Below are 20,121 nucleotides of genomic sequence, written 5' to 3'. Positions count from 1 at the left end.
GACTCAGCTGACCGTCACGAACGGAGCCAGATAATGGGCGTCCTCACGCGACCAGAAATTCTTCGACTCATTGAGGCGGGTGAGATCGTCATTGAACCCTTCGACCCTTCACAGGTCGGTCCGGCCTCGATCGATCTCCACCTCGGTCGTGAGTTCCGCCTCTTCCGCCATGCCCGGGAAATTCTCCATGTGACCGAGGACACCGATCACCGTGAGGTCACCGAGCTCGTGACCGTTGACGACCACCTGCTCCTCCTCCCAGGCCAAGCAGTGCTCGGCATCACCGAAGAACGACTCACGTTGCCGGATTACATCTGTGGTTGGATCCAGGGACGCAGCCGGTTTGCCCGTGTCGGGCTCATGGTGCATGTGACCGCCAACTTCATCCAGCCGGGCATGGTCCGTACGCGCCAGGTGCTGGAGATGAACAACGCTGGCCCCATCCCGCTTGCCATTCGTCCGGGAATTCGCATCTGCCAGATCATCCTCGAAGAATGTGTCGGCCACGCCCGCTATACCGGACGCTTCCAGGGCCAGGAGCATCCTTGAGGTCTCACATAGCACCCTCAGGCCGAGAGCAGTGCCGTTCACCATTCTCCACGTTGCTCGTGGCGCGGCCCAGCGATGGCCTGTACCGTCGGTAGATCCCACATGCACGAGTGCAGCAAGAGGCTCTGCTGGTCAGCGTGCGATGAAGCGTTCCGCTGGTGAGAGCAATCCATTGCGCGGCAGGACTCCTCACCGCACGATGGTTCTTCGCACATCTCGGAGTGCTGCCTCGAGTTCCGCAGCCGTGACGAGGGCCAGATCCCCACGCACCGTGAGCTTCAAGGCGGCTAATGCCGTTCCGTAACGCATCGCCCGCTCAAGATCGCCGTCATCCACATAACCGTGGAGAAAACCGGCAGCAAACGCATCTCCTGCTCCTACCCGGTCGATAACCGTGGCAGGCAGTGCGCCGATCTTGACCAGGTTCCCATCGCGCGTCAGGGCGATGGCTCCACCATCGCCCAGTGTTACGACCGTCACTGCTGCACCAAACCGCTCGGTCAGACCAGCTACAATCTGCTCTGGTGCCCCATCGACACCCCACAGCGTTCGTGCGTCCCCCTCACCACACAAGAGGACCGTTGCCTGAGCACAGAACGGCGCGAGAGCCTGTGCCGCTTCCTCGCTACTCCACAGCCGACTCCGATAATTCACATCGAACGAGACGGGAACACCCAACGCTCGAGCCCGCAGGAGGAGCTTCCACGCAAGTTGCTGACATCCTTCACTTAAGGCCGGCGTGATCCCGGTCAGGTGGAGCCAGCGAGTTTCTGCGGTCCACTCGACGGGAAACGCCTCGGGATCAACAGCGGCTATTGCCGATCCGGCCCGGTCGTAGAGCACCATCGTTGGGCGCGGCGGTATTCCCGTGTCGAGGAAGTACACGCCCACGCGTCCCTGCTCGACCCACTGAACCAGTGACGTGTCCACCCCATGCCAGGCAAGTTCCCGCGCGATCCGCTCTCCCAAGGGATTGCGCGGCAATACGGATGCCCACGCCGTCCGACGACCAAGCCGGGCCAGTGCCACCAGCACGTTCGCTTCCGCACCGCCGATCCCTACGTCGAGGCGAGTCGTTGTCTCCAGTCGCTCTCCGACCGGCACAGCGAGGCGGATCATCGTCTCCCCAAAACTCGCCATGTCCCAGCGCACGTCCGCCCCTCTCACAGGTACTCCACGAGCTCCAGGAGAGAGTGCACCGTGAAGTGTGGCTGCTTCCCGAGCGCATCGAGCTTCGTATTGCCCCGGTTCACCCAGCAGACCTGAAAGCCGAAGCGGAGCGCACCCGCCACATCGAACCCATTGGCCGAGCAGAACAGGATTCGCTCCGGCGGTACCACGAGCGCCGCCGGCACAAGCGCGTAGACCGCGGGCGAGGGCTTGTAACGGCGCACCGCATCCGCACTCAAGACCACCTCGAAAAGCGCATCGAGTTCGGCGTGTTGGAGGAGCGACTCGAGCATCGCTGGACTCCCGTTCGAGAGAACAGCCAGGCGCAGCCCGCGCTCGCGTAAGAGTTCCAACGCCCCCGACACTTCTGGGAACGGGTCGAGTTCCAGCCACCCGTGCAACAGGTGCTCCCGTTCCTCCGGCATGAGTTCCAGCTCGAGCTGCGCACAGACGGCGTCGAGTGCTTCCTCTGTCACCGTCCAAAAGTCGACGTACTCTCCGAGGATTGTCCGGAGAAAGCTCTGTTCCAGTTGCTTCGTCCTCCAGTGGTCAAGGAGAGGCAGATCACCAACAATCGCCCGCGCCCGTTCCACCAGCCGCCCAAATCCGAACAGCGTCCCATACACGTCCAAGACGACTGCTTCAATCGCCCGCTCAGCCAAATGCCACCCTCCGCACCATGCATTGAGTCGAATCGTAGGCTCTTGTGCCGCTCAACGCAACTGTTCAGACAGGGAGCGCACTGTGTACACTCCTGGCCCACTGACTATCCGTCACACCTGGGCCGAGGATCCGTGAACGCGTCAGGAGGGGCAATGCACAGCCGTCACGGTCGAAGGCGCATAACACCAGTTCGCCGGCCCTGCCGCTCCACTGGCCATCACCACGCCAGTCCACCACCGACCTCATGCTTCCTGCGGTTGCACGTCTTCTTGCCTCGTCTCCATCTGATACACAGGACTCCACCCAGACCACGCCATACGTGACCGTGTATCCACTCCAGTGGAACACTGGCCATCGTCACTGACCCCCGCTCAGCACCACTTGCTCTCGTCGTCTACCCGGCCACAGGAAGTCGTGAGCAACCACCTCACCGTCACCCTCCTCGACACAAATCCGCACCTGCGTGCACCGCCTGCTCGTTGGTACTCTGGAGGAGTGATCACGGGAGGCTCGCCGGTGTGGAAGCAAGCCCTTGTCGTCCTTGCAGCAGTCACGGCGCTCGTTGCAGCCCTGCCGGTTCGGGAGGCCAGCACCCCACCCTTCGCCAGTCCTGCCTTTGAGCAACTGTGGCTCAAGCAGCAGAACGGGCAGCTTGACCTTTGGGGACAAACACCGCTTGCCTGGCGGATCGAGCCCTACACCGAGGCTCCCGCCGGCCGCCGCCTCGTCCAGTACTTCGACCGCGGTCGTATGGAACTCACTGCCCAGGCTGGATCCTCCCGCACCCTGGTCACGCAAGGTCGCCTCGCCTGGGAACTCACCACCGGCCAGATCGCGCTCGGCAGTGACCTCGTCGCTCGCCGACCTCCACCAGATCTCCCCATCGACGGCGGCTCACCCGACCCCCGCGTTCCCACCTATGCCGCGCTCGCGCGCCTTGTCGCAACGCCGGCAAGCGACCGCACGACGACCAACCGGCCACTTCAGGAGTGGCTCACCGCCGATGGCACACTCCACACTGACGCTGCACCGGCCCCAGTGCGCCCTGGCCGTTTCGTCTCAGCGACCGGCCACAACCTACCGGACGTGACCGTTGCGCTTTTCGATCGTTCCCCACTTGGACCAGACGCCTGGGTCGAAACGTTCGGATATCCCATCAGTGAACCGGTGTGGGCCTATTACCGGCGCGGCACAACAGCGCTCCCGTCCTTGATCCAAGTCTTCGAGCGCCGCATTCTTGTCTATACCCCCTCTCTCCCCACCGACCAGCGCTTCACCATCGCCAATACCGGTCGCCATTACTACCGCTGGCGCTATGGTGTCGATCCCTCCAAGCCTTGGCCGTCTCCGCTTCCGGGCGCCGAGTTGCCTCTCACTGTTCCCCAGGACTTCCGCGCCGGACTCTTCCTCGAGGGCGTGCGTGATCCCGTTGACCTCACGCTCGCTCCAGACGGCAACCTCCTCATCCTCACTGCCGGTGGCTCCCTTCTCCTTGTCACCGCCGAGGATGCTGAGGGACGCGCTGCACGCCTGACAACCTTCGCCTCCGGCTTCATCAACCCACGAGGACTCGCCACCACTGGCCCGTGGGTCTATGTCGCCGACGACCGCGGCCTCACCCGTCTCCGCGACGACGATGGCGATGGAATTGCCGACCGAACACAACTCCTCCCGCTCGACATCCACCCACTCCCCGGGGCCGCTGGAGCTCCTGTCGCGGATCACCGTGGTCGCATCTACCTGGCAGCGACCACCAGAGAGGCACCAACATCCGCAGTCGTGTTGGTCCTCCAGGACGACCAAGCTTTCCCCCTCGTTCCTGCTCCCCCCGGACTCGTTCGTCTCTTCACCTGGGGCGAGCTCCTCTTCGCTGTCGTCGACTCTGGCGACAACCACACTCGGGTGGAACGTCTCGACCTGACCACCGGTACCGCTCGCCGACGTCCGTTCCTCGAACTTCCAATCGGTTTCGATCCCCTCGGTGGCTTGGCCTATACCGCCCAACTCTGGGCTGACCCAATTCCCGGGACGCTCTTTTTCTGGGGCACTCGCGACACGGTCGGCGCCCTCCTGCGTGCCGTCCCTCGTGCCGATGGAGAAGGTGCCGACCTGTTCCCCTTTCTGAGTGGCCTCGTGCACCCTGTCTCGATGACCGCCGGTCTCGACGGAACACTTTACGTCGCCGATGCGGGCACCGGCCGCGTCGTCAAGCTCATCCCGAGTCTGCGCGCACCACAGTGACCCTCACGCCAGGTCACTCGGCCCACCGTTCGGTTTGCCTGCGCCCAGCTCTTTCGCCCGCCGGTAGGCCGCCCAGACTGCCCGCGCAATGACCGTCCGCAGTCCGCCCCGCTCCATCTCATAGAGCGCGGCCGCCGATGTCCCACCCGGTGTCGTCACCATGTTCCGGAGCTCCGCCGGGTGCTTCCCGGTCTCCCGCGCAAACAGGACCGAGCCCAAGATTGTCTGCTGCACGAGCTGCTCCGCCACGCTCCGCGAGAATCCCAAGTGAACACCCGCGTCGATCAGTGCCTCCATGATCAAAAAGACGTAGGCTGGCCCCGTCCCGCTCAACGCCGTCGCCATATCGACAAAGTCCTCGTTCTCGACTCGGATCGCCAGCCCCATCGCCTCCAAGACCGCCCGCACAAGCCGCTCGTCCTCTGCTGTCACCACCGGTGCGGGACACCACACGGTTGCCCCATAGCCGATCTGTGCCGGCGTGTTCGGCATGGAGCGCACGATCCGCTCGTGCTGCAACCCCTCCTGCAGTCGCTGGAGTGTCGCCCCCGCCACAATTGAGAGCACCACTTGCTCCGGCGCCAGTCGTCCAGCGAGATCGCGCATCGCCGCATCCAGCGTCTGCGGCTTCACCGAGAGCACAACCAGATCCGCCCCTGCGGCCGCCACCACGTTGTCCGTCGTCGTTTCCATCCCCAGCCGAGCTAAGAGCTCCTGCCGTCGTCGTGCGTTCGGTTCACCGCCCGTCAGCTGGTGCACACTCACCAGCCCAGCACGCAACAGCGCCGCTGCCATTGCCTCCGCCATCACCCCACAGCCGATAAAGGCAATTCGCTTCCCGCGCAGAGGCGACTGCTGCAGCCCAGCCGGCCGACCTGGCACCTCTGCTCGCCCTCCACTCGCCCTCACTCCTCTTCTTCCTCCTCGAGCTCAAGTTCCTCGTAGGGACTCTCCTCGATGAACGCCTCAACAAACTCCACCAGCCGGTTGAGCGCCGTCTCGACGATCGCTTCGCCGAACTCGACCGATGCCGCGCGCGCATCCCCGAGCGCCCCGTTTGCCGTAATCTCGTCGAACGAGGACGCCACGTGCACCGGCCCCCACCACGAGGCATGCGGATAGGCCTGCTCGAGCAGCTCACCCGCCGCCAGCGCCTCCTCCCGTACTGCCCACGGCGCCAAGTACAAGAGCTGGCTTGTCTCACTCTCGCAGGCGTGTCCGATCACCTCTGAGACTTTCCCACGTTGTACGACGTCGTTCGCTAGCTCGGTGATTGAGACCCATGCCGCCAGCACGTCCAACTCTCGCCGTAGCCGCTGCACGAGGAGCTCCAGCGCCGGACGATTCCCACCATGACCATTGACGAACAAGAACCGCTCGAAGCCGTGCTCGGCCAGGCTCTCTACTACTTCGTAGAGCACCTGCATGAATGTCTCACCTGACAGCGTGATCGTCCCAGGGAAAGTCATGTGGTGAGGCGAAACCCCAAACGGCATCACCGGTACCACCAGGACTTCCGGATACAGCCGCTCCGCCAACCGCAGACTGAACTCGTACGCTCGTACCGCGTCTGTGGCGAAGGTTGCGTGCGGCCCGTGTTGCTCCGTCGCTCCGACCGGAATCACGACCAGCCGGATCTCAGCCATCGCCGCCTCAAGCTCCGGCCAGGTCATCTCCCACAGTACATACCGTTCCTGCGCTTCCATCGATCCCGTATCCTTCCTCTGCCGCCCGTTCGGGCGGCGCACAACCAACCGCATCGCATCGTAGCACACGGGGGATCAGGCGCTATGTTCTCGTCTCCCTCTTATGTTCCCATCGCTGACTACGCGCTCATCGGCGACGGACGCACCGCCGCCCTCGTCTCCCGCCAGGGCTCTATCGACTGGCTCTGCCTCCCCCGCTTTGATTCCGATCCGGTTTTCTCCCGGCTCCTCGATGCGAACCTCGGTGGCTCCTGGGTTATTACGCCACAGGACATCCAGGCCATCCATCGCGCCTACCGCCCCCACACCAATGTGCTCGTGACAGAGTTCACCACTGCAACTGGCCAGCTTCGCCTGATCGACTTCTTCCCTGCGCTCACCGAGCAACAGAAACGTCACTACCCCGTCTCGCAAACCCTTCTGCTCCGCCGGCTCCGCTGCACTGCGGGACGCGTCTCGGTCAACGTGACCATCCGCCTCCGTCCCGGCTTCGGCCGTTGGACGCCCGAGCTCCGGTGCTTCGCCGAGCACTGGTACCAGTACGGCTGGGGACACAGTGCAGCTGTGCTGTACGCGAGTGTCCCCCTGGAACAATACGGGAGTGTTCTCCGCAATACTTTTGTCCTCGAATCTGGTCAGTCCGCTGACTTCGCCCTCGCGTATGCCGATGAGGCACCAGTTGAGCTCCCGGTCCCTGTCCTCTTCGATACCTTTGAACGACTGACTGTCGACTACTGGGTTAGCTGGGCAACCCGCTGTGCCTACACCGGCCCCTACCGTGCTGCAGTCGAACGAAGTGCCCTTGTCCTCAAACTCCTCACCTTTGCTCCTTCTGGCGCGATCGTTGCGGCTCCGACCACCTCACTTCCCGAGTGGCCAGGCGGTCCACGGAACTGGGACTACCGCTATTGCTGGCTCCGCGATGCCGCCTTCACCATCCGTTCCTTACTCAGCTTGGGCTACCACGAGGAAGCCGACGCGTTTCTCGACTGGATCCTCTACGCCACGCGTCTCACGCAACCAGAGCTCCGCGTCGTCTATACCCTCTACGGCGATCCGCACATCCCGGAATACGACCTTGTTGACCTCGACGGCTATCGCAGCAGTCGTCCCGTCCGCCGAGGGAACGCTGCGTCTCGGCAATTCCAGCTCGACGTCTATGGCGAAGTAATTGATGCCTTCGCTCGCTATCGCCTCTTTGGCCGCCAACTCGACCGCGACGACTACCGGTTCCTCCGCGGCCTCGCTGGAGTCATCCTTCGTCGCTGGCACGAACCGGATGACGGCATCTGGGAAGTCCGCTCTGGCCGCACCCATCACGTTCACTCAAAGATCATGGCGCTCGTCGGGCTCCGCCATCTCGAGCGTCTCGCCGCCCTCGACCGCCTCCGATTCCCGCTCGACCGCTACCGCCGCGCCGCGGCCGAACTCGAGCACTGGCTGATCACGTACGGCGTCGACCCAGCCCGCAACGCTTTTGTCGCCGTGCCGGGCGGCGGGCCTGATGCCGCACTACTCTGGGTGGCACTCCAGGACGCCTTTCTCACCCCTGACCACCCGTGGGTCATCGGCACAGTTGAGACGATTGTTCGCGAACTGGCACATGGCGACCTCCTCTACCGCTACCGTCGCCCGGATGGCCTTACCAGTCCAGAAGGAGCGTTCGTCATCTGTTCCTTCTGGCTCGTTGAGGCCTTGGCCCGCATTGGTCGCCTTGACGAGGCACACCGACGCTTCGAACAGTTGCTGGCCCGCGCCAACGATGTCGGCCTCTATGCTGAGGAGATTGACCCTGAAACCGGCGAGCACCTTGGGAACTTCCCCCAGGCCTTCAGCCATATTGGCCTCGTCAGCGCTGCACTCGCCCTCGAGGAAGCTGCCCAATGCTCGTCAGCGCCCCGCCTCGCCGCGAGCTGATTCACCGACTGAGCAGAAATCCAAGCACCGCGCCGTAGAAGACGTGCCCAAGAAGCGTCGCCGCTGCTGTTCGCCGCCCGTAGTTCAGCCCCGCGAGGCCGGGAGGCTGCAAGTGTCGCGTCGGATCCGGCCCCGTCCGCTCACTCGCCATGCGAGGGTGCACCCCCGGTAGGCCAGGCAAGACCACCAGGAGAACAAAGAGCGCATGCCAGAGCCCCAAGACTGCGCCCAACCACCACCGAGCTCCGCCCAACAGCCAGAACAGGCCCGCATAGATGAACGCGAGTGGCCAACCAATAAGAAGATGCAGGAGCACGCCAAGGAGTTTGGCCCGTTCGCGGTCACCAGTGAGCCATAGTCCCAGGATGAGTGGTAAGTCCATCCGCGTCAGCCCGGCAAGTTGGCTGCCCCGCAACACCACTGTCAACACGATGGTGCCGACCAACCCTGCAAGGAGAATCCGTGCGAACTCCTGCATCGCCACCTCCACTGCTCCTGCGTGCTATCCTCACCTTTCGCGCACGAAGGCTGCGCGGAGGAGTGCCGCTATGCCCTTCGTCATGGAGCTCCAGCCTGGAGGATTTGTGCCCGCGGTCCGCTGCGACCACTGCGGTAACAGCGTGTCCGCCGAAACCGGCCTTATCTTGTGGAGTATTGACTCCCCTCGCGCCATCGGCAGTGCACCGGTCTTTGTCGTCTGCGACCAGGACTGCGCCGACGCCCTTGCCGCCCGCTCTCCGCAGTCCCAGTTAGCCGCCATCGCCCTCGATGCCTACCTGGTGACCCTTGTCGAGGACTCCTTGGCAATCGACGCCGACGCTGTCCGCGAGCGCGAGGAACTTGCCTGGGCAATCGAGCGCACCCGTGATGAAGTCGACCAAGCGCTCGACTAACGCTCTACCGCCGCACCATGCGTCGGACAGCGAGCGCCGCTAGCGCCACGAGGAACCGTACACCGATCCCGGCATAGACCAGTGCTCGTACCGGCCAGGGCTGCCGCGGCGCGTAGTGCCGCCGGTAGAAGAGCGCCATCGCCCGGTAGAACTCCCAGAGGACACGCGGATCTCTCCGTCCCCACGATCCTCCTTTCAGGTGCAGCGCCTTGGCCGCTGGCTCGTACCGTACCCGCCATCCCCGCGCCTTGATGCGGTAGGCCCAGTCCAGATCCTCGCCATACATAAAATACGCCTCGTCCAAAAGCCCAGCCTCGGCAATCGCCGAGAGCCGCACCAGCATGCAGGCCCCACTGACTGCATCGACGTCTGCCGGTGTATCTGGGTCAAGAAACGTTAAGTTGTACCGCCCAAGCCAGCGACTCCGCGGAAACAAGCTCGCAAGCCCGGTCAGCTTCCAAAAGGCCGATCCTGGAGACGGGAAACTTCTCCGACATGCCAAGTCCAATCGACCATCCTGTAAGACGAGTTTTGGTCCGGCAACCGCGACGCCGGGCTCCGAGTCCAATACCGCGACTAACCGCTGAACGGTATGCGGCTCGACAAAGCAATCCGAATTCAACAACAGCACTGCGTGTCCGCCACGATCGTGCTCCGGGACCAGTGCCAGCACACGTCGCAACGCCAGATTGTTCGCCCGAGCAAAACCGATGTTGCGCCCTACTTGGAGCAACAGCACCTCGGGAAACCGCTCCCGCACGAGCTCCACTGACCCGTCACGCGACCCATTGTCCACCACGATGACCGTACAGGGGCGATCAAGGCTGCTCGCTCGCAGTGCCTCAAGACACCGCTCCAGCAGCCCCGCGGTGTTGTAGTTGACCACCACGACCCAGACACCGCGTGGTGCGTCCGCCGTCACACTGGCTGGCTGAAAGACCCGTTCACCAGTGATCACGCCAGGCGAGGTAGTGCAGTCCCACATTCCCCATCTCCACCTGCCAACCAGGCGCATTGCTCGGCGTGTAGGTCAGACAACGCCGCTCGAAGCATTGTACGAGCACGTCCTGGAACACACCTCCCACTTTCACTGTTGCCCAGTATGGCTCGGTGATCGGAAAGCCTGTCGCAAAGAAGGTCGGCTCGAAGAGTCGCCCCTCCGTCACTTGGTCATCCCCCCAGACCAGCCCCTCACTCTGAAGGAATGCCCAGAACACATCAGCCACCGTGTGGTTCGTCTCTGGGATCAGCACTGCCGCAAATACCCCACCCGGGCCGTCTTCCGTCACTCTTCCATCCCGATGCATCCTCCAGCGGATCTCAACTCCCACCGGCAGTGGTGGCGCTGTTAGGAAGTCGTGGAATGTCGCGTACGTGGGGCCGGACGGATCGTCCAGGTCACCAGCCACCGCAATCATTGCCGGTTCCCGCTCCTCAAACACCGCGTCCCCAATCTGCACCTGCCCAGTAATCAGTTCCTTTGCTAAAAGCCCATTCGTCACATACCAGCGCGTCTCGCGGCTCCCAGAGAGCGCTGTCACCTCCATCCGCGCTTTGTCCCAGTACAGCACTGCCCGGCGCCCACCCGGTGCATCGCGGTACTCCTCGATGGTCACCCGCAGTGGCTGCGGTCCCCACGTCCAACTCCGTGCCGCCAGCCCTCCCGCTACCGGCCGGTCTTCCCGCTCCCACGTCCGTTGCCATGCACTGAACACGACCGGTTGGTAGGCCGCCGGCTCCCACGCTACCCAGCCGAGCCCCTCCACGGTTTCCACGTGCCCGGTCGCTGGCTCGATGATGACCAGCACGGGCAACTTTCCTGGCGAGTTCCGGACAAAGGCAAGACGCTCCCCCTCTGGACCCACTGCAACCAGAACCCCCGGATCCGCCGCCGCGACCGTTCGCACCCCTGTGACCAGATCCACGCGCGTCACGACCGTCGGGAAACTCCTGCTCGCGTAGAGAAAGCGCGCCAGCGGGTCCAGCCAGAGATACACCCGCGGTAGCTGGATGCTCGGGTATCCGACCGGAAGGTCGTCCAACCGCCGCGTTCCTCCTGTCACCAGATTCAGCAGAACAACGTCGTCTCCGCCACCAGCGGCGTCCAGAAAGGCGAGCCACTGCCCGTCCGCTGAGGTGAGCAGCGGCCCGCGGCACGTCTCAGCATAACCGTCCCAGAGCACACCACTCGTTCCACTCGTCGGATCGGCCCACCGGAGCCGCGCGTCGCTCGCGCCCGTATACACCAGCTGCGGCTGCTCAGCGTCTCCTCGCCGGGCGATCCACGCCACGTCCCCGATGCCCCGGCCAAGCATCGTCACCGCTCCGGTCGCACGTGCAATCCATCCTACCTCGACCACCGGGCAGGACGAATAGTCCGGCTCACCCGTCAGCTTGGTGAAGGCCAACCAGCGACCATCCAACGACCAAACGAGCCTGTTCGCTCCCACTGCAACCCGCTGCACCCGCTCACCCTCGCGGGTCGCAATCACCACCTCGTCCCCATCGAGCCAGGCGAGCCATCGCCCATCCGTCGACCACGCGGGATCCCTCCCGGGAGCAATCACCCACGCGCGTGGTGACGCACCGGTTGTCGCAATCCCCACCACTGGCACTCCGTTCTGGAGTCCCGTGAAGGCGAGTCGACCGCCTTCTGGTGACCACACCACTTCGGTCACGGGCATTCCCTGTACGAGCGCGGTGCGCACTCTCCCATCCCCGTTGACCAGCACCAGCGCCCGGTCGCGGTCGATCCCGGCGAGCGACCACCACGCCGGTGTCGCCTCTTGTGCGGAGACACCGAACGGTACCATCACAGTGAGGACGAGAAACATCAGCAGCGCGCTCCGCGCACCCCGCATGCTCTTCCCCTTCCCAGGAGCAGCGCACCCGCCGCTCGCATCGTATCCTAGCCGCTCGCATTGCCTTCCGAGCACACCGGTCGTGGTTCGGCTGTTTTACCGTCCCTTATCTGTCGCAGCATCCCCAAGTCACCCTGCTAGACAGAGGAAAAGCTCCGTAGTCACTCTATCTACACAAGGCACGCCTCGTTCCTTGGAAGGCTTGCATAGAAGAAAAATCACCAGGGCAGCAAGGAGGTCAGCCTTGTTCACCCTGGTCGTACGAAACTTGACGAAGATGAGACAGCTCTGGCGAATCAGCGGCCACACCTCCAACAACCGCTCCACCCCTACCCTAACGAAGATTCCGCATGCAACCGGTAAACAAACCGGATCCGCTCGTTGAGGTGGATTCCCCGCTCCGCGCCATTGGCGAAGCGCGATCCCCGCACCACAATGTTCCAGTGGTTCGGTGCGTGTGCCCCGTCGAACCCCACCACCTCACCGACCATCTCCCCCTCCATCTGGCACTCCATCCCAACCGCAATCACCCCACCCCGCGCAAACCGCACGAATCCAAGGTATGCAGCCCGTGCCACCCGCTTCCCTGGTGCCGCTGCCGATTCGTCCGTCACGCACACCTCGGCAATCGATCCGTCCGGAAAAGCCCGCGAGCCATACGGCTCCAACGCCAGATCCCGGTTGGGAAAGCTCACCCCCAGCACCGCAACGAATTCTCCCTCTATTTCCTCAACCGCCACGAATGGCCGCTCCGGTACCAGTCCGCGTGCGTACGGCTCTCGACTCATCGCTTTACCCTCCTCACACTCTCCTATCACTCTGCAGCCGGTGTCTCTCCTACCGCGCCTCTTCGAGCCCGGTGCCCGCGCCTCTCGGCAGACATCCGATGCAGGCAGCATACCAGCACCACTTCCGCAGTCTTCGAGGCTGCCGATCTGCTCTGTCCCCACCAGCGCCGAGCCAGCGAAAAACACTTTCCGCCAACGGCACCGACAAGGTGCCTCGTTCCCGCCCTCCCCTCACCAGGTCGAGCCCCCCGCGTCAGGGGTGCAACGTCAAGCGCGCTTCTTACGCTACCCGTTCTGCCACATCCACCCTCGACACGAGCGGTATCACCGCTTGTCTTGTTCTGCAGCAGTGATCCCCCCTGCAGCACCGCTTTCGCTTGGACCAAACGCGCGAATCCTACTCCTCACGGCCACATCCGCCTCGTCCGTGCCGGAGATCGCCAAGTGCTCAGGTGAGTGCGATCGATTGATCTCACGGCCGACCAACGAGCAGGCCCAATGAATCACACCCCTTTTCGGTCTCCCTGCTGCCTCCTGAGACGTTCTCCCGTCGTATCATGGGTGGGGTGTGCGCTGCTCTCTGGCACGCGACAACACCGACCATGCCCCTTCTCTCCGCCTTGCCGCAGTGCCCGAGAGGACACGCGAAAAGCCCCAAGTCCACGGCACAGCGCCGCAACCGGTCGGTGGAGATCAGCCACAATCATCTCCTGCAGCGGTAGGGAGGCGCTGCGACCGCGGGACACTGGGGGAGATGCGCCGGTCATCCACGTGGGAAGGAAGAGACCCACCATGTTCGGCAATGCACGTCACGTACTCCATGTCTGGGATTACCATCACGGCCAGGCCACCCGCATTGTCGTTGCCGGATGTCCACCACTTCACGGTCGCACCATGCGCGAGAAGCAAAACGACCTCTCCGCCCGCTACGACCATCTGCGTGCGCTGATTTGCCGAGAACCTCGCGGGCATCGCAATCTTCTCGGAGCCTTCCTCACCGAGCCGGAACATCCCACCAGCCATGCCGGCGTCATCTTCGTCCATCCCGACGGCTACTTCGATGCCTGCGGTGACTCCACTTTCAGCGTCGCTATCGCTCTCGTCGAGAGCGGCTTGGTACCGCGTACGGTCGATGACGGCGAGCAGGAACTCTTGCTCGACACTGTGCTCGGGACTGTCCCAGTACGCATTCGCCTTCGGCAGGGGCGCGTCGTCGCCGCCACCATGGCCAGTGGCCCCTCCTATGCCCTTGGTGACGCCATGCTGGAAACACACGAACTCGGCCCTGTTCCCGTCACGCTTGCCTGGGGTGGGCTCCTCTACGCCTTTGTCGACGCTCCTGCGCTCGGTCTCGAGTTAGGGCCTGAGCTCTCACCGAATGCGCGCGAGCGCGTCCTTGAGGTTGGCACCCTCCTGTGGCAGGCAGCTCGTGCTCAGCTTCGCACCGATGTCCCCGGTGTCACCTCCGGTCGCCCTGTCGATCTTGTCACCCTCGTCCAGGAACTCGATGCCAACGGCTCGCCACTCCCAGCCGGATCAAGCAGGCAACCGGCTGGCGCACGCGTCGCCAACTTCTACGCGCCGCGTACCATGGGTCGCACTCCGTCTGGCACCGGCACCGCAGCCCGCGTCGCGGCGCTCGTCGCCAGCAACCGTCTCCCGCTCGGTGCGAGCTATTACCACGAAAGCCCAGTCGGCCTCCGCTTCACAGCGCGTCCGCTGCGCCGCGAAGGGGATGCAATCCACAGCGAGATCAGTACCATGTCGTACTGCATGGGGATCGCCACACTCATCCTGCGGGATGATGACCCCTTCCCTACCGGCTTCGCGCTCTAGGATACTGTCCCTTCTCCTTAATAGGCTCGGGAGACGCTCCCGTCGGCACTACGCAACGGACAGAGCCGGAAAGGTATTGCTCAGGAAATTGCAGGCCGCTGCGGAGACGCCGTCGTAGACTGGAGCAATCGTCGCCCCAACCGGCAAGAATTCCGTGGGCGAGTCACCGCCACGGACTACCACCGAGCGCATGAGCAAGCGCAACGGCGAGTGCAAGCCAACTCACAACAAGCGCGGCATCCGGAAGCACCGCTGGGAGGGCATAGGCGACGACGAGTAAAGCGGTAGCAATCGCAGCCCAGCGCCAGCGCCGGCCGAGCACCCGGCCAGCAGCGAGTGCTGCCGCAACGAGGATGGTCGCCGCAACGATCGGCTCGCTTGTCGCAGGAACCGCTGGCTGGAGCGAAAGTCCAAGACGGGCTGGCGAGAGTGGGCCAGTGAGTGCCGCCAGAAGAGCAGCGACGCCGAGTCCCGCGGCCGGAAGCCAGCGCCAACTCGCGACCATTGGGGAAACGCGAGCAAGCAAAAGCGCCGCAAGGGCGAGTCCGCTCAGTGCACCGATCTCGCCCACTCCTTCGAATTGCCAGGTCGCAGCGAGGCCGAGCATGAGTGCGCCGGCAGCAAGCCAGGTGAGTTGGAGCCGTGGTCTGGTCACCACAAAAGGGACACTCGCCGTCGTGAACCCCACAGCCGCAACAACCGAGGCAACCCGTATCGTGTCGTCTGAACGGAGCACAACCGAGAGAGCAGCAAGCCCTCCAGCGAGGAAGAGTGCGAAGGCTGCCCATTGTCGGAACATCCGCCTCCGCTCTGAGACGGCCACAAGCACGGCAAGCGCGCACCAGGCAACCGGTGCGACAACTGGCTCCGGATGGCGAGCTGTACCGACAGCCAGGGTGAGCACGGCCAGGCCTGCGGTTGTCTCCCAGGGTGCGGGGACAAGCGGTTCCCGCTGTGCCGCCTTCCACAGCAGGAGCGCAAGGAGCGCAAGACCACCCGCGACGCCCGTGAGCGCGGCCGCTTGCGTTGCAGGGACCGCGCTACGTAGGAGCCAGCCCCCGGTGCCGAGGAGAAGTCCGACGGCAACGAGCAGCACAACAGTGACGGATCGGCGACCGGCACGAGTTGCTTGCCAGAGGAGTGGGACAAGTACCAGCCAAGGTACGGCGAGCAGCGATGTTTCCATACCGTGCGCACGCTCTGCCCAGCCCAGGAGCAAGGGAAGTCCGGCAAACAGCGGGGCGAGCGGCAGCCACTCCCACGCGACCGGGACATCGCGGGTGCGCAGCTGCACCCAGGCAAGCACCGTTGCGATCCCAACCGATCCACTGATCCAGGGAAGCACCAGGGAGGCTGGAAGCATCTTCAACAGGAACGGTGTCAGAGCGACCATGGCAAGAGCAAGCGCAGCGGCGAGGAGGAAGCCTCGCCACCAGGACAACCCGAGGGCCGATATTCCGAGGAGGACAAGGCCAGCAAAAGCGGTGGTGCGGAGGAAGACGTTCGCCTGCCAGGTCGTGAGGATGCTCCAGAAAACAGCACTCGCCAGCAGAAGCAGTAAGACGAGATGGGCAAGGCCTGGTCGTTCGCGCTCAGTTGCTGCCAGCGTGAGGAGGAGAACGCTGGCTGCGAGTCCACTACTCAGTGCAACCCAGGTTGTGGGAAGAGGGAGAGACAACGGTGCAAGAAGTGCGACCAACGCTACCGCCTGAGCTGCGAGTGTCCCTGCACCGAAGATCAGTAGGCGCCGCATGGGTGCAGGAGCTGGAGTGGAGCGTGGAATCCTCGTCGGACGGGCTCCTCCGACTGGAGCCGCAACAGGAGCAGCGGATGTGGGTGGTGGGGACGGAGGAACAGGCGGCGCCTCTTCTTCCGTGACTGGTGCGGCCGGAACACTTCGAGCAGCTCGAGCTGCTCCGTTCGGCTCCGCTGGTGGGGTCGCAGCCTGACGCGCAGCGAGTTCGGCCAGTTGCGACTCGAGCCAGCGCAACCGACGTTCCAGGTGGGCGAGCCGGTCGTCGTCAGAGAACTTCCTACCGACGGTCGGACGCGGATGGGGGTTTCCGTTTGGCGGAGGACTGGCACCGTTCGCAGCAGCCCGGATAGCGTGGAACAGTTCCTCGGGGCGGCTACTCTTGACCACATAGGCACTCGCACCAGCAGCGCGCGCTGCCGCTCCATGCGTTGCAGCGTCATACATGGTAAGCATGACAATGCGGATCCCCGGGTAACGCTGGCGCAGGATTTCGGTCGTGGCGATGCCATCGAGATCCGGCATCGCGATGTCCATGAGCACAACATCCGGTGCAAGTCGGGTGACAAGCTCCACGGCCTCGCGACCTGAGGCCGCCTCACCGACGACAAGAAGATCGTCGGTCGTCGCCAGGAGCTGACGCAGGCCTTGTCGGAAGAGCTCGTGGTCGTCAACGAGGAGAATGCGAATTGGTCGATCGGACATTGTCTGCCGTCCTGCCAGCTGCCGAGTGGATCTATCTCATCGGCAGCATCGTGTTGCAGGACAATCTTCCCATGTTCGGCCAAGCCAATGCTACTACGTGTCGGGACGCCAGGCGAGTCCGGAGACATCAGCGAGAGCAACGATCTGGCCACCACGCTGGTAGAGACGTGGGATGCGCGCGGCCAGACTGGTGAGGATCTCGTAGGCGATTGTGCCACTGAGTTCCGCAGCATCCCACGCAGTCATCGCGCCATCATCCCCACGACCGAGGAGAACGACCGGGTCGCCGGGCTTTGCCGCAGGGAGCTCCTCCAGGGAGATGATCGTCTGGTCCATGCAGACACGCCCAAGGATACGGCACGGAACGCCACTCACGGCAAACCAACCGCGGTTGGACAGTGCGCGCGGAAGCCCATCAGCGTAGCCGATCGGGACAAGTCCACAGCGGAACGGGCGGTCAGCGATGAAGGTGTGACCGTAGGAGATCCCCTCGCCAGGCGCAACGGTGAAGCAGCGCACCAGTCGAGCGCGAAGCTCCAGCGCCGGGCGGATACCGGCTGGCAAAGCGAGTCCCGGCGCCGGCGGAAGGCCGTAGTAAGCGATACCAGCGCGGACAACCCGCCGGCCGGGAAGATCGGGATCGCCGATCGCGCCGCGAAGTGCCGCAGCACTGTTGGCCTGGTGAACAACCGGTGGGTGAAGTCCTTCGTCACGCAGTCGCTCGCGGACCGCACGGAAGCGTGTCTGCTGGAGATGGAGCGCGCGACAATCCGGTGCATCGGCAGTGGCAAAGTGAGTATAGACAGCCTCAAACTCAAGAAGCGGATCCGTGGCAAGAGCACGCGCAAGTGCAACGGCTTCCTGCGGCTCGCAGCCAAAGCGGTGCATGCCGGTATCAACCTCGAGGTGAAGCCGGGCCCGCCGATTCAGCTGTGCCGCGGCAGCTCGTACCGCAGCCACATCAGCAGCCGAGCCCACGGCGAGAGCAATATCGGCAGCGAGCGCCTCGCGGAGACGCGCGTGGTTTGGTGGGCCGAGGACGACAATCGGTGCGGTGATACCACCGCGGCGGAGGATGAGTCCCTCCTCGATGCGGGCAACGCCGAGCCAGCGCGCACCACCGGCCAGCGCTGCCTGCGCCACGGGAACGAGTCCATGACCGTAGGCATTCGCCTTGAGAACAGCAAGGAGTTCCGCATCAGGCGGAAGCGTCCGCAGGAGCGCACGAGCGTTGGCCATAAGCTGGTCGAGGTCGATGACCGCATGGAGCGCAGCCTGCGCGGCGTGGAGGCGAATATTCCAGCAGGTTGCGCAGTGGTACGAAACCCCAGAGCTGGGGTCGTGTGTCGTCCCCATCCCTTCCCCCGGAGTGTCCTGGCACGAGTATATCCAACCCAAAGACGCAGGGCGTCCACGTCAGTGGCGGATCCAAACGATCGTCGACCCCTTGCAGGGCTCACTCGACGTACCTCGCAGCACATCAGGGCCTTTCGCCTCCCATCTCTCGACCCTTGTTCCTGCTTGCCCTTACCCTACAGGCAGACGCTTCCCGTGCCGATTGCGGCTGTCTCCAAACACAGGGTTAAGGATGGTGTCTCCCTGGGGAAACGATGCAGCACGTCTTGCCTTCGCACGGCAGCTTCCATGCCTCTCCAGCCAGACGAGAAGAAGCCAAACCATGACCTGCAAGGCATGGTGCACCGCTCTTCCCCAACGGGAACCGCTGCGAAGTGCCCCCTGGGAGACAACATGTGAGGTGAGACGAACGACCCCTCCCCTCGGCATCCCGCGCCGCCGACTGCGTCGAGCAACCACAGACAGAAGACACTGCTGCACAGGGGTACGCCTGTTCCCGAAGGCGTTCCAGGAGATCCGAAGAACTCCTTCCTGCCCTTCTCTCCAGCGTCATTTTCCCGCAACATAGTGTTAGGACAGCTCGTCACGCTGCACTGCACTGATCAGGAGTTTCCCGGCACCACGCACAACACGATATTGGCAAACTGTTCACAGTGACGAGTCGCTCTCACGCATTCGTCACACCGTGAGCTGTACACTTTAGGCAAGAAACGTTGACCTCGTCGTACACGGAGGTATAGGAGAGAGCATTATGACGAGAACAGCACGGGTAACCGGGAAGCCCATCACCCACGAGCGACTCCACCAGCGCGTCGTCGAGGAACTTCTCAAGCAAATCGTCAGCGGTGCCATCCCATCTGGTACTGCACTCCCCTCTGAGCCGGAACTTGCTCGTCAGTTCGGAGTGAGTCGCATCGTGATCCGCGAAGCAATCCGCATCTTGGTTGAGAAGGGGCTGGTCGCTGTCCGGCATGGAAGCGGCATGTGGGTCCAACCGCCCGAACAGTGGAACCATCTCGATCCGATGGTGCTGTTCGAGCGGCTGCGCTCCAACCGCGATCCAAGCTGGTTGGAAGAAATTTTGGAGCTCCGGAAAATTCTCGAGCTTGCCGCGGCCGAACTCGCGGCGGTGCGCCGCACACCGGAACACCTGGCTCGGCTCAACGATCTCCTCGGACGCATGCGTGCCGCAGTTGCCGATGCCGACGCCGCGACCTATGTCAGCCTCGATGTGACCTTCCATGAGGTGATCATGGAGGCCACCGGGAATCGCCTGCTCCGCGAAGCACGTCGGCCGCTCAGCGATGTTCTCTTTAGTGGCTGGCTTCTGACCACCCGAACACCGGAGCGGCTCACGCGCTCACTCCGTGGGCACGAGGAGATCTACACGGCAATCGCCGCCGGCGATCCACTCGCAGCCCGCGAGGCGATGCAGCGACACGTCGAATACTTCGAGAACAGTATCCGCGGTGATCTCGAACTACCGACCCGCGAAGCTGTTGCGACTGTCTCTGGGGATGGACATCACTTTGCGAACTGACACAACTCCACAGATCGGTCTTGCTGCGCGGGGTGCTGGGACACTGGCACCCCGCCCTTCCGCACCGTTCCCAAGAGGCCTCAGCGTACCGTTCTGGGATGACTGCCCTGTCGACGCCACTCGGGGCCAGGTCCGTCATTGGC

The 20,121-nt window shown here is 63.6% G+C and carries 16 protein-coding genes; 6 read left to right on the top strand and 10 right to left on the bottom strand.

Going from position 1 to position 20,121, the window contains the following annotated elements; genetic code table 11:
* Positions 1-33 precede the first annotated feature (33 nt).
* Positions 34-549: a dCTP deaminase gene (dcd, locus tag NET03_RS10870; protein ID WP_252128947.1), complete on the top strand. Its 516-nt coding sequence runs from the start codon at positions 34-36 to the stop codon at positions 547-549.
* 189 nt (positions 550-738) lie between these two features.
* Here the strand turns inward: dcd and NET03_RS10865 are convergent, their stop codons facing one another.
* Both NET03_RS10865 and NET03_RS10860 read right to left on the bottom strand, forming a co-directional pair.
* Entirely contained in the window at positions 739-1,701 is a 963-nt protein-coding gene (locus NET03_RS10865; RefSeq protein WP_252128946.1) for a PfkB family carbohydrate kinase, read from the bottom strand.
* An 11-nt stretch (positions 1,702-1,712) separates the two neighbouring features.
* The gene (locus tag NET03_RS10860; RefSeq protein ID WP_252128945.1) at positions 1,713-2,381 is read right to left on the bottom strand and encodes a haloacid dehalogenase type II; all 669 of its coding nucleotides are present in this window, start codon (positions 2,379-2,381) and stop codon (positions 1,713-1,715) included.
* Between the two features lie 517 nt (positions 2,382-2,898).
* Between NET03_RS10860 and NET03_RS10855 the strand changes: the two genes are divergently transcribed.
* The gene (locus tag NET03_RS10855; protein ID WP_252128944.1) at positions 2,899-4,623 is read left to right on the top strand and encodes a PQQ-dependent sugar dehydrogenase family protein; all 1,725 of its coding nucleotides are present in this window, start codon (positions 2,899-2,901) and stop codon (positions 4,621-4,623) included.
* A 3-nt stretch (positions 4,624-4,626) separates the two neighbouring features.
* On the opposite strand, the gene proC is transcribed toward NET03_RS10855, so the two are convergent.
* Positions 4,627-5,532 (bottom strand): pyrroline-5-carboxylate reductase, encoded by a 906-nt coding sequence (gene proC / locus NET03_RS10850; protein ID WP_252128943.1) that lies wholly within the window; start codon positions 5,530-5,532, stop codon positions 4,627-4,629.
* Positions 5,529-6,329: a creatininase family protein gene (locus NET03_RS10845; protein WP_252128942.1), complete on the bottom strand. Its 801-nt coding sequence runs from the start codon at positions 6,327-6,329 to the stop codon at positions 5,529-5,531. The genes proC and NET03_RS10845 overlap by 4 nt, the downstream gene beginning before the upstream one ends.
* A gap of 84 nt (positions 6,330-6,413) precedes the next feature.
* Here NET03_RS10845 and NET03_RS10840 point away from each other — a divergent pair, with 84 nt between their 5' ends.
* Entirely contained in the window at positions 6,414-8,246 is a 1,833-nt protein-coding gene (locus NET03_RS10840) for a glycoside hydrolase family 15 protein (RefSeq protein ID WP_252128941.1), read from the top strand.
* 1 nt (position 8,247) lies between these two features.
* On the opposite strand, the gene NET03_RS10835 is transcribed toward NET03_RS10840, so the two are convergent.
* The gene (locus NET03_RS10835) at positions 8,248-8,724 is read right to left on the bottom strand and encodes a hypothetical protein (RefSeq protein ID WP_252128940.1); all 477 of its coding nucleotides are present in this window, start codon (positions 8,722-8,724) and stop codon (positions 8,248-8,250) included.
* A gap of 70 nt (positions 8,725-8,794) precedes the next feature.
* Between NET03_RS10835 and NET03_RS10830 the strand changes: the two genes are divergently transcribed.
* Positions 8,795-9,139: a hypothetical protein gene (locus NET03_RS10830; RefSeq protein WP_252128939.1), complete on the top strand. Its 345-nt coding sequence runs from the start codon at positions 8,795-8,797 to the stop codon at positions 9,137-9,139.
* Between the two features lie 4 nt (positions 9,140-9,143).
* Here NET03_RS10830 and NET03_RS10825 read toward each other — a convergent pair whose 3' ends face one another.
* The 3 genes from NET03_RS10825 to NET03_RS10815 form a co-directional block, all read right to left on the bottom strand.
* The gene (locus NET03_RS10825) at positions 9,144-10,124 is read right to left on the bottom strand and encodes a glycosyltransferase family 2 protein (RefSeq protein ID WP_252128938.1); all 981 of its coding nucleotides are present in this window, start codon (positions 10,122-10,124) and stop codon (positions 9,144-9,146) included.
* Positions 10,084-12,000: a TolB-like translocation protein gene (locus NET03_RS10820; RefSeq protein WP_252128937.1), complete on the bottom strand. Its 1,917-nt coding sequence runs from the start codon at positions 11,998-12,000 to the stop codon at positions 10,084-10,086. The genes NET03_RS10825 and NET03_RS10820 overlap by 41 nt, the downstream gene beginning before the upstream one ends.
* 329 nt (positions 12,001-12,329) lie before the next feature.
* Positions 12,330-12,788 carry a DUF6917 domain-containing protein gene (locus tag NET03_RS10815; protein ID WP_252128936.1) on the bottom strand — a complete coding sequence of 153 codons (459 nt, stop codon included), beginning with the start codon at positions 12,786-12,788 and terminating at the stop codon, positions 12,330-12,332.
* Positions 12,789-13,580: 792 nt separating this feature from the next.
* On the opposite strand from NET03_RS10815, the gene NET03_RS10810 reads away from it, so the two are divergent.
* Entirely contained in the window at positions 13,581-14,624 is a 1,044-nt protein-coding gene (locus NET03_RS10810; RefSeq protein ID WP_252128935.1) for a proline racemase family protein, read from the top strand.
* Between the two features lie 163 nt (positions 14,625-14,787).
* Here NET03_RS10810 and NET03_RS10805 read toward each other — a convergent pair whose 3' ends face one another.
* Both NET03_RS10805 and alr read right to left on the bottom strand, forming a co-directional pair.
* A complete protein-coding gene (locus NET03_RS10805; protein ID WP_252128934.1) occupies positions 14,788-17,082 on the bottom strand; it encodes a response regulator in 2,295 nt (764 codons plus the stop codon).
* Positions 17,083-17,175: 93 nt separating this feature from the next.
* Entirely contained in the window at positions 17,176-18,438 is a 1,263-nt protein-coding gene (alr, locus tag NET03_RS10800) for an alanine racemase (protein ID WP_252128933.1), read from the bottom strand.
* A 751-nt stretch (positions 18,439-19,189) separates the two neighbouring features.
* On the opposite strand from alr, the gene NET03_RS10795 reads away from it, so the two are divergent.
* Positions 19,190-19,978: a FadR/GntR family transcriptional regulator gene (locus NET03_RS10795; RefSeq protein ID WP_252128932.1), complete on the top strand. Its 789-nt coding sequence runs from the start codon at positions 19,190-19,192 to the stop codon at positions 19,976-19,978.
* The last annotated feature ends 143 nt before the right edge of the window (positions 19,979-20,121 follow it).

Origin of the sequence: Thermomicrobium sp. CFH 73360 (genome assembly GCF_023806465.1) — a bacterium.
GTDB lineage: Bacteria > Chloroflexota > Chloroflexia > Thermomicrobiales > Thermomicrobiaceae > Thermomicrobium.
This window is presented reverse-complemented; position numbering and strand designations above follow the sequence as displayed.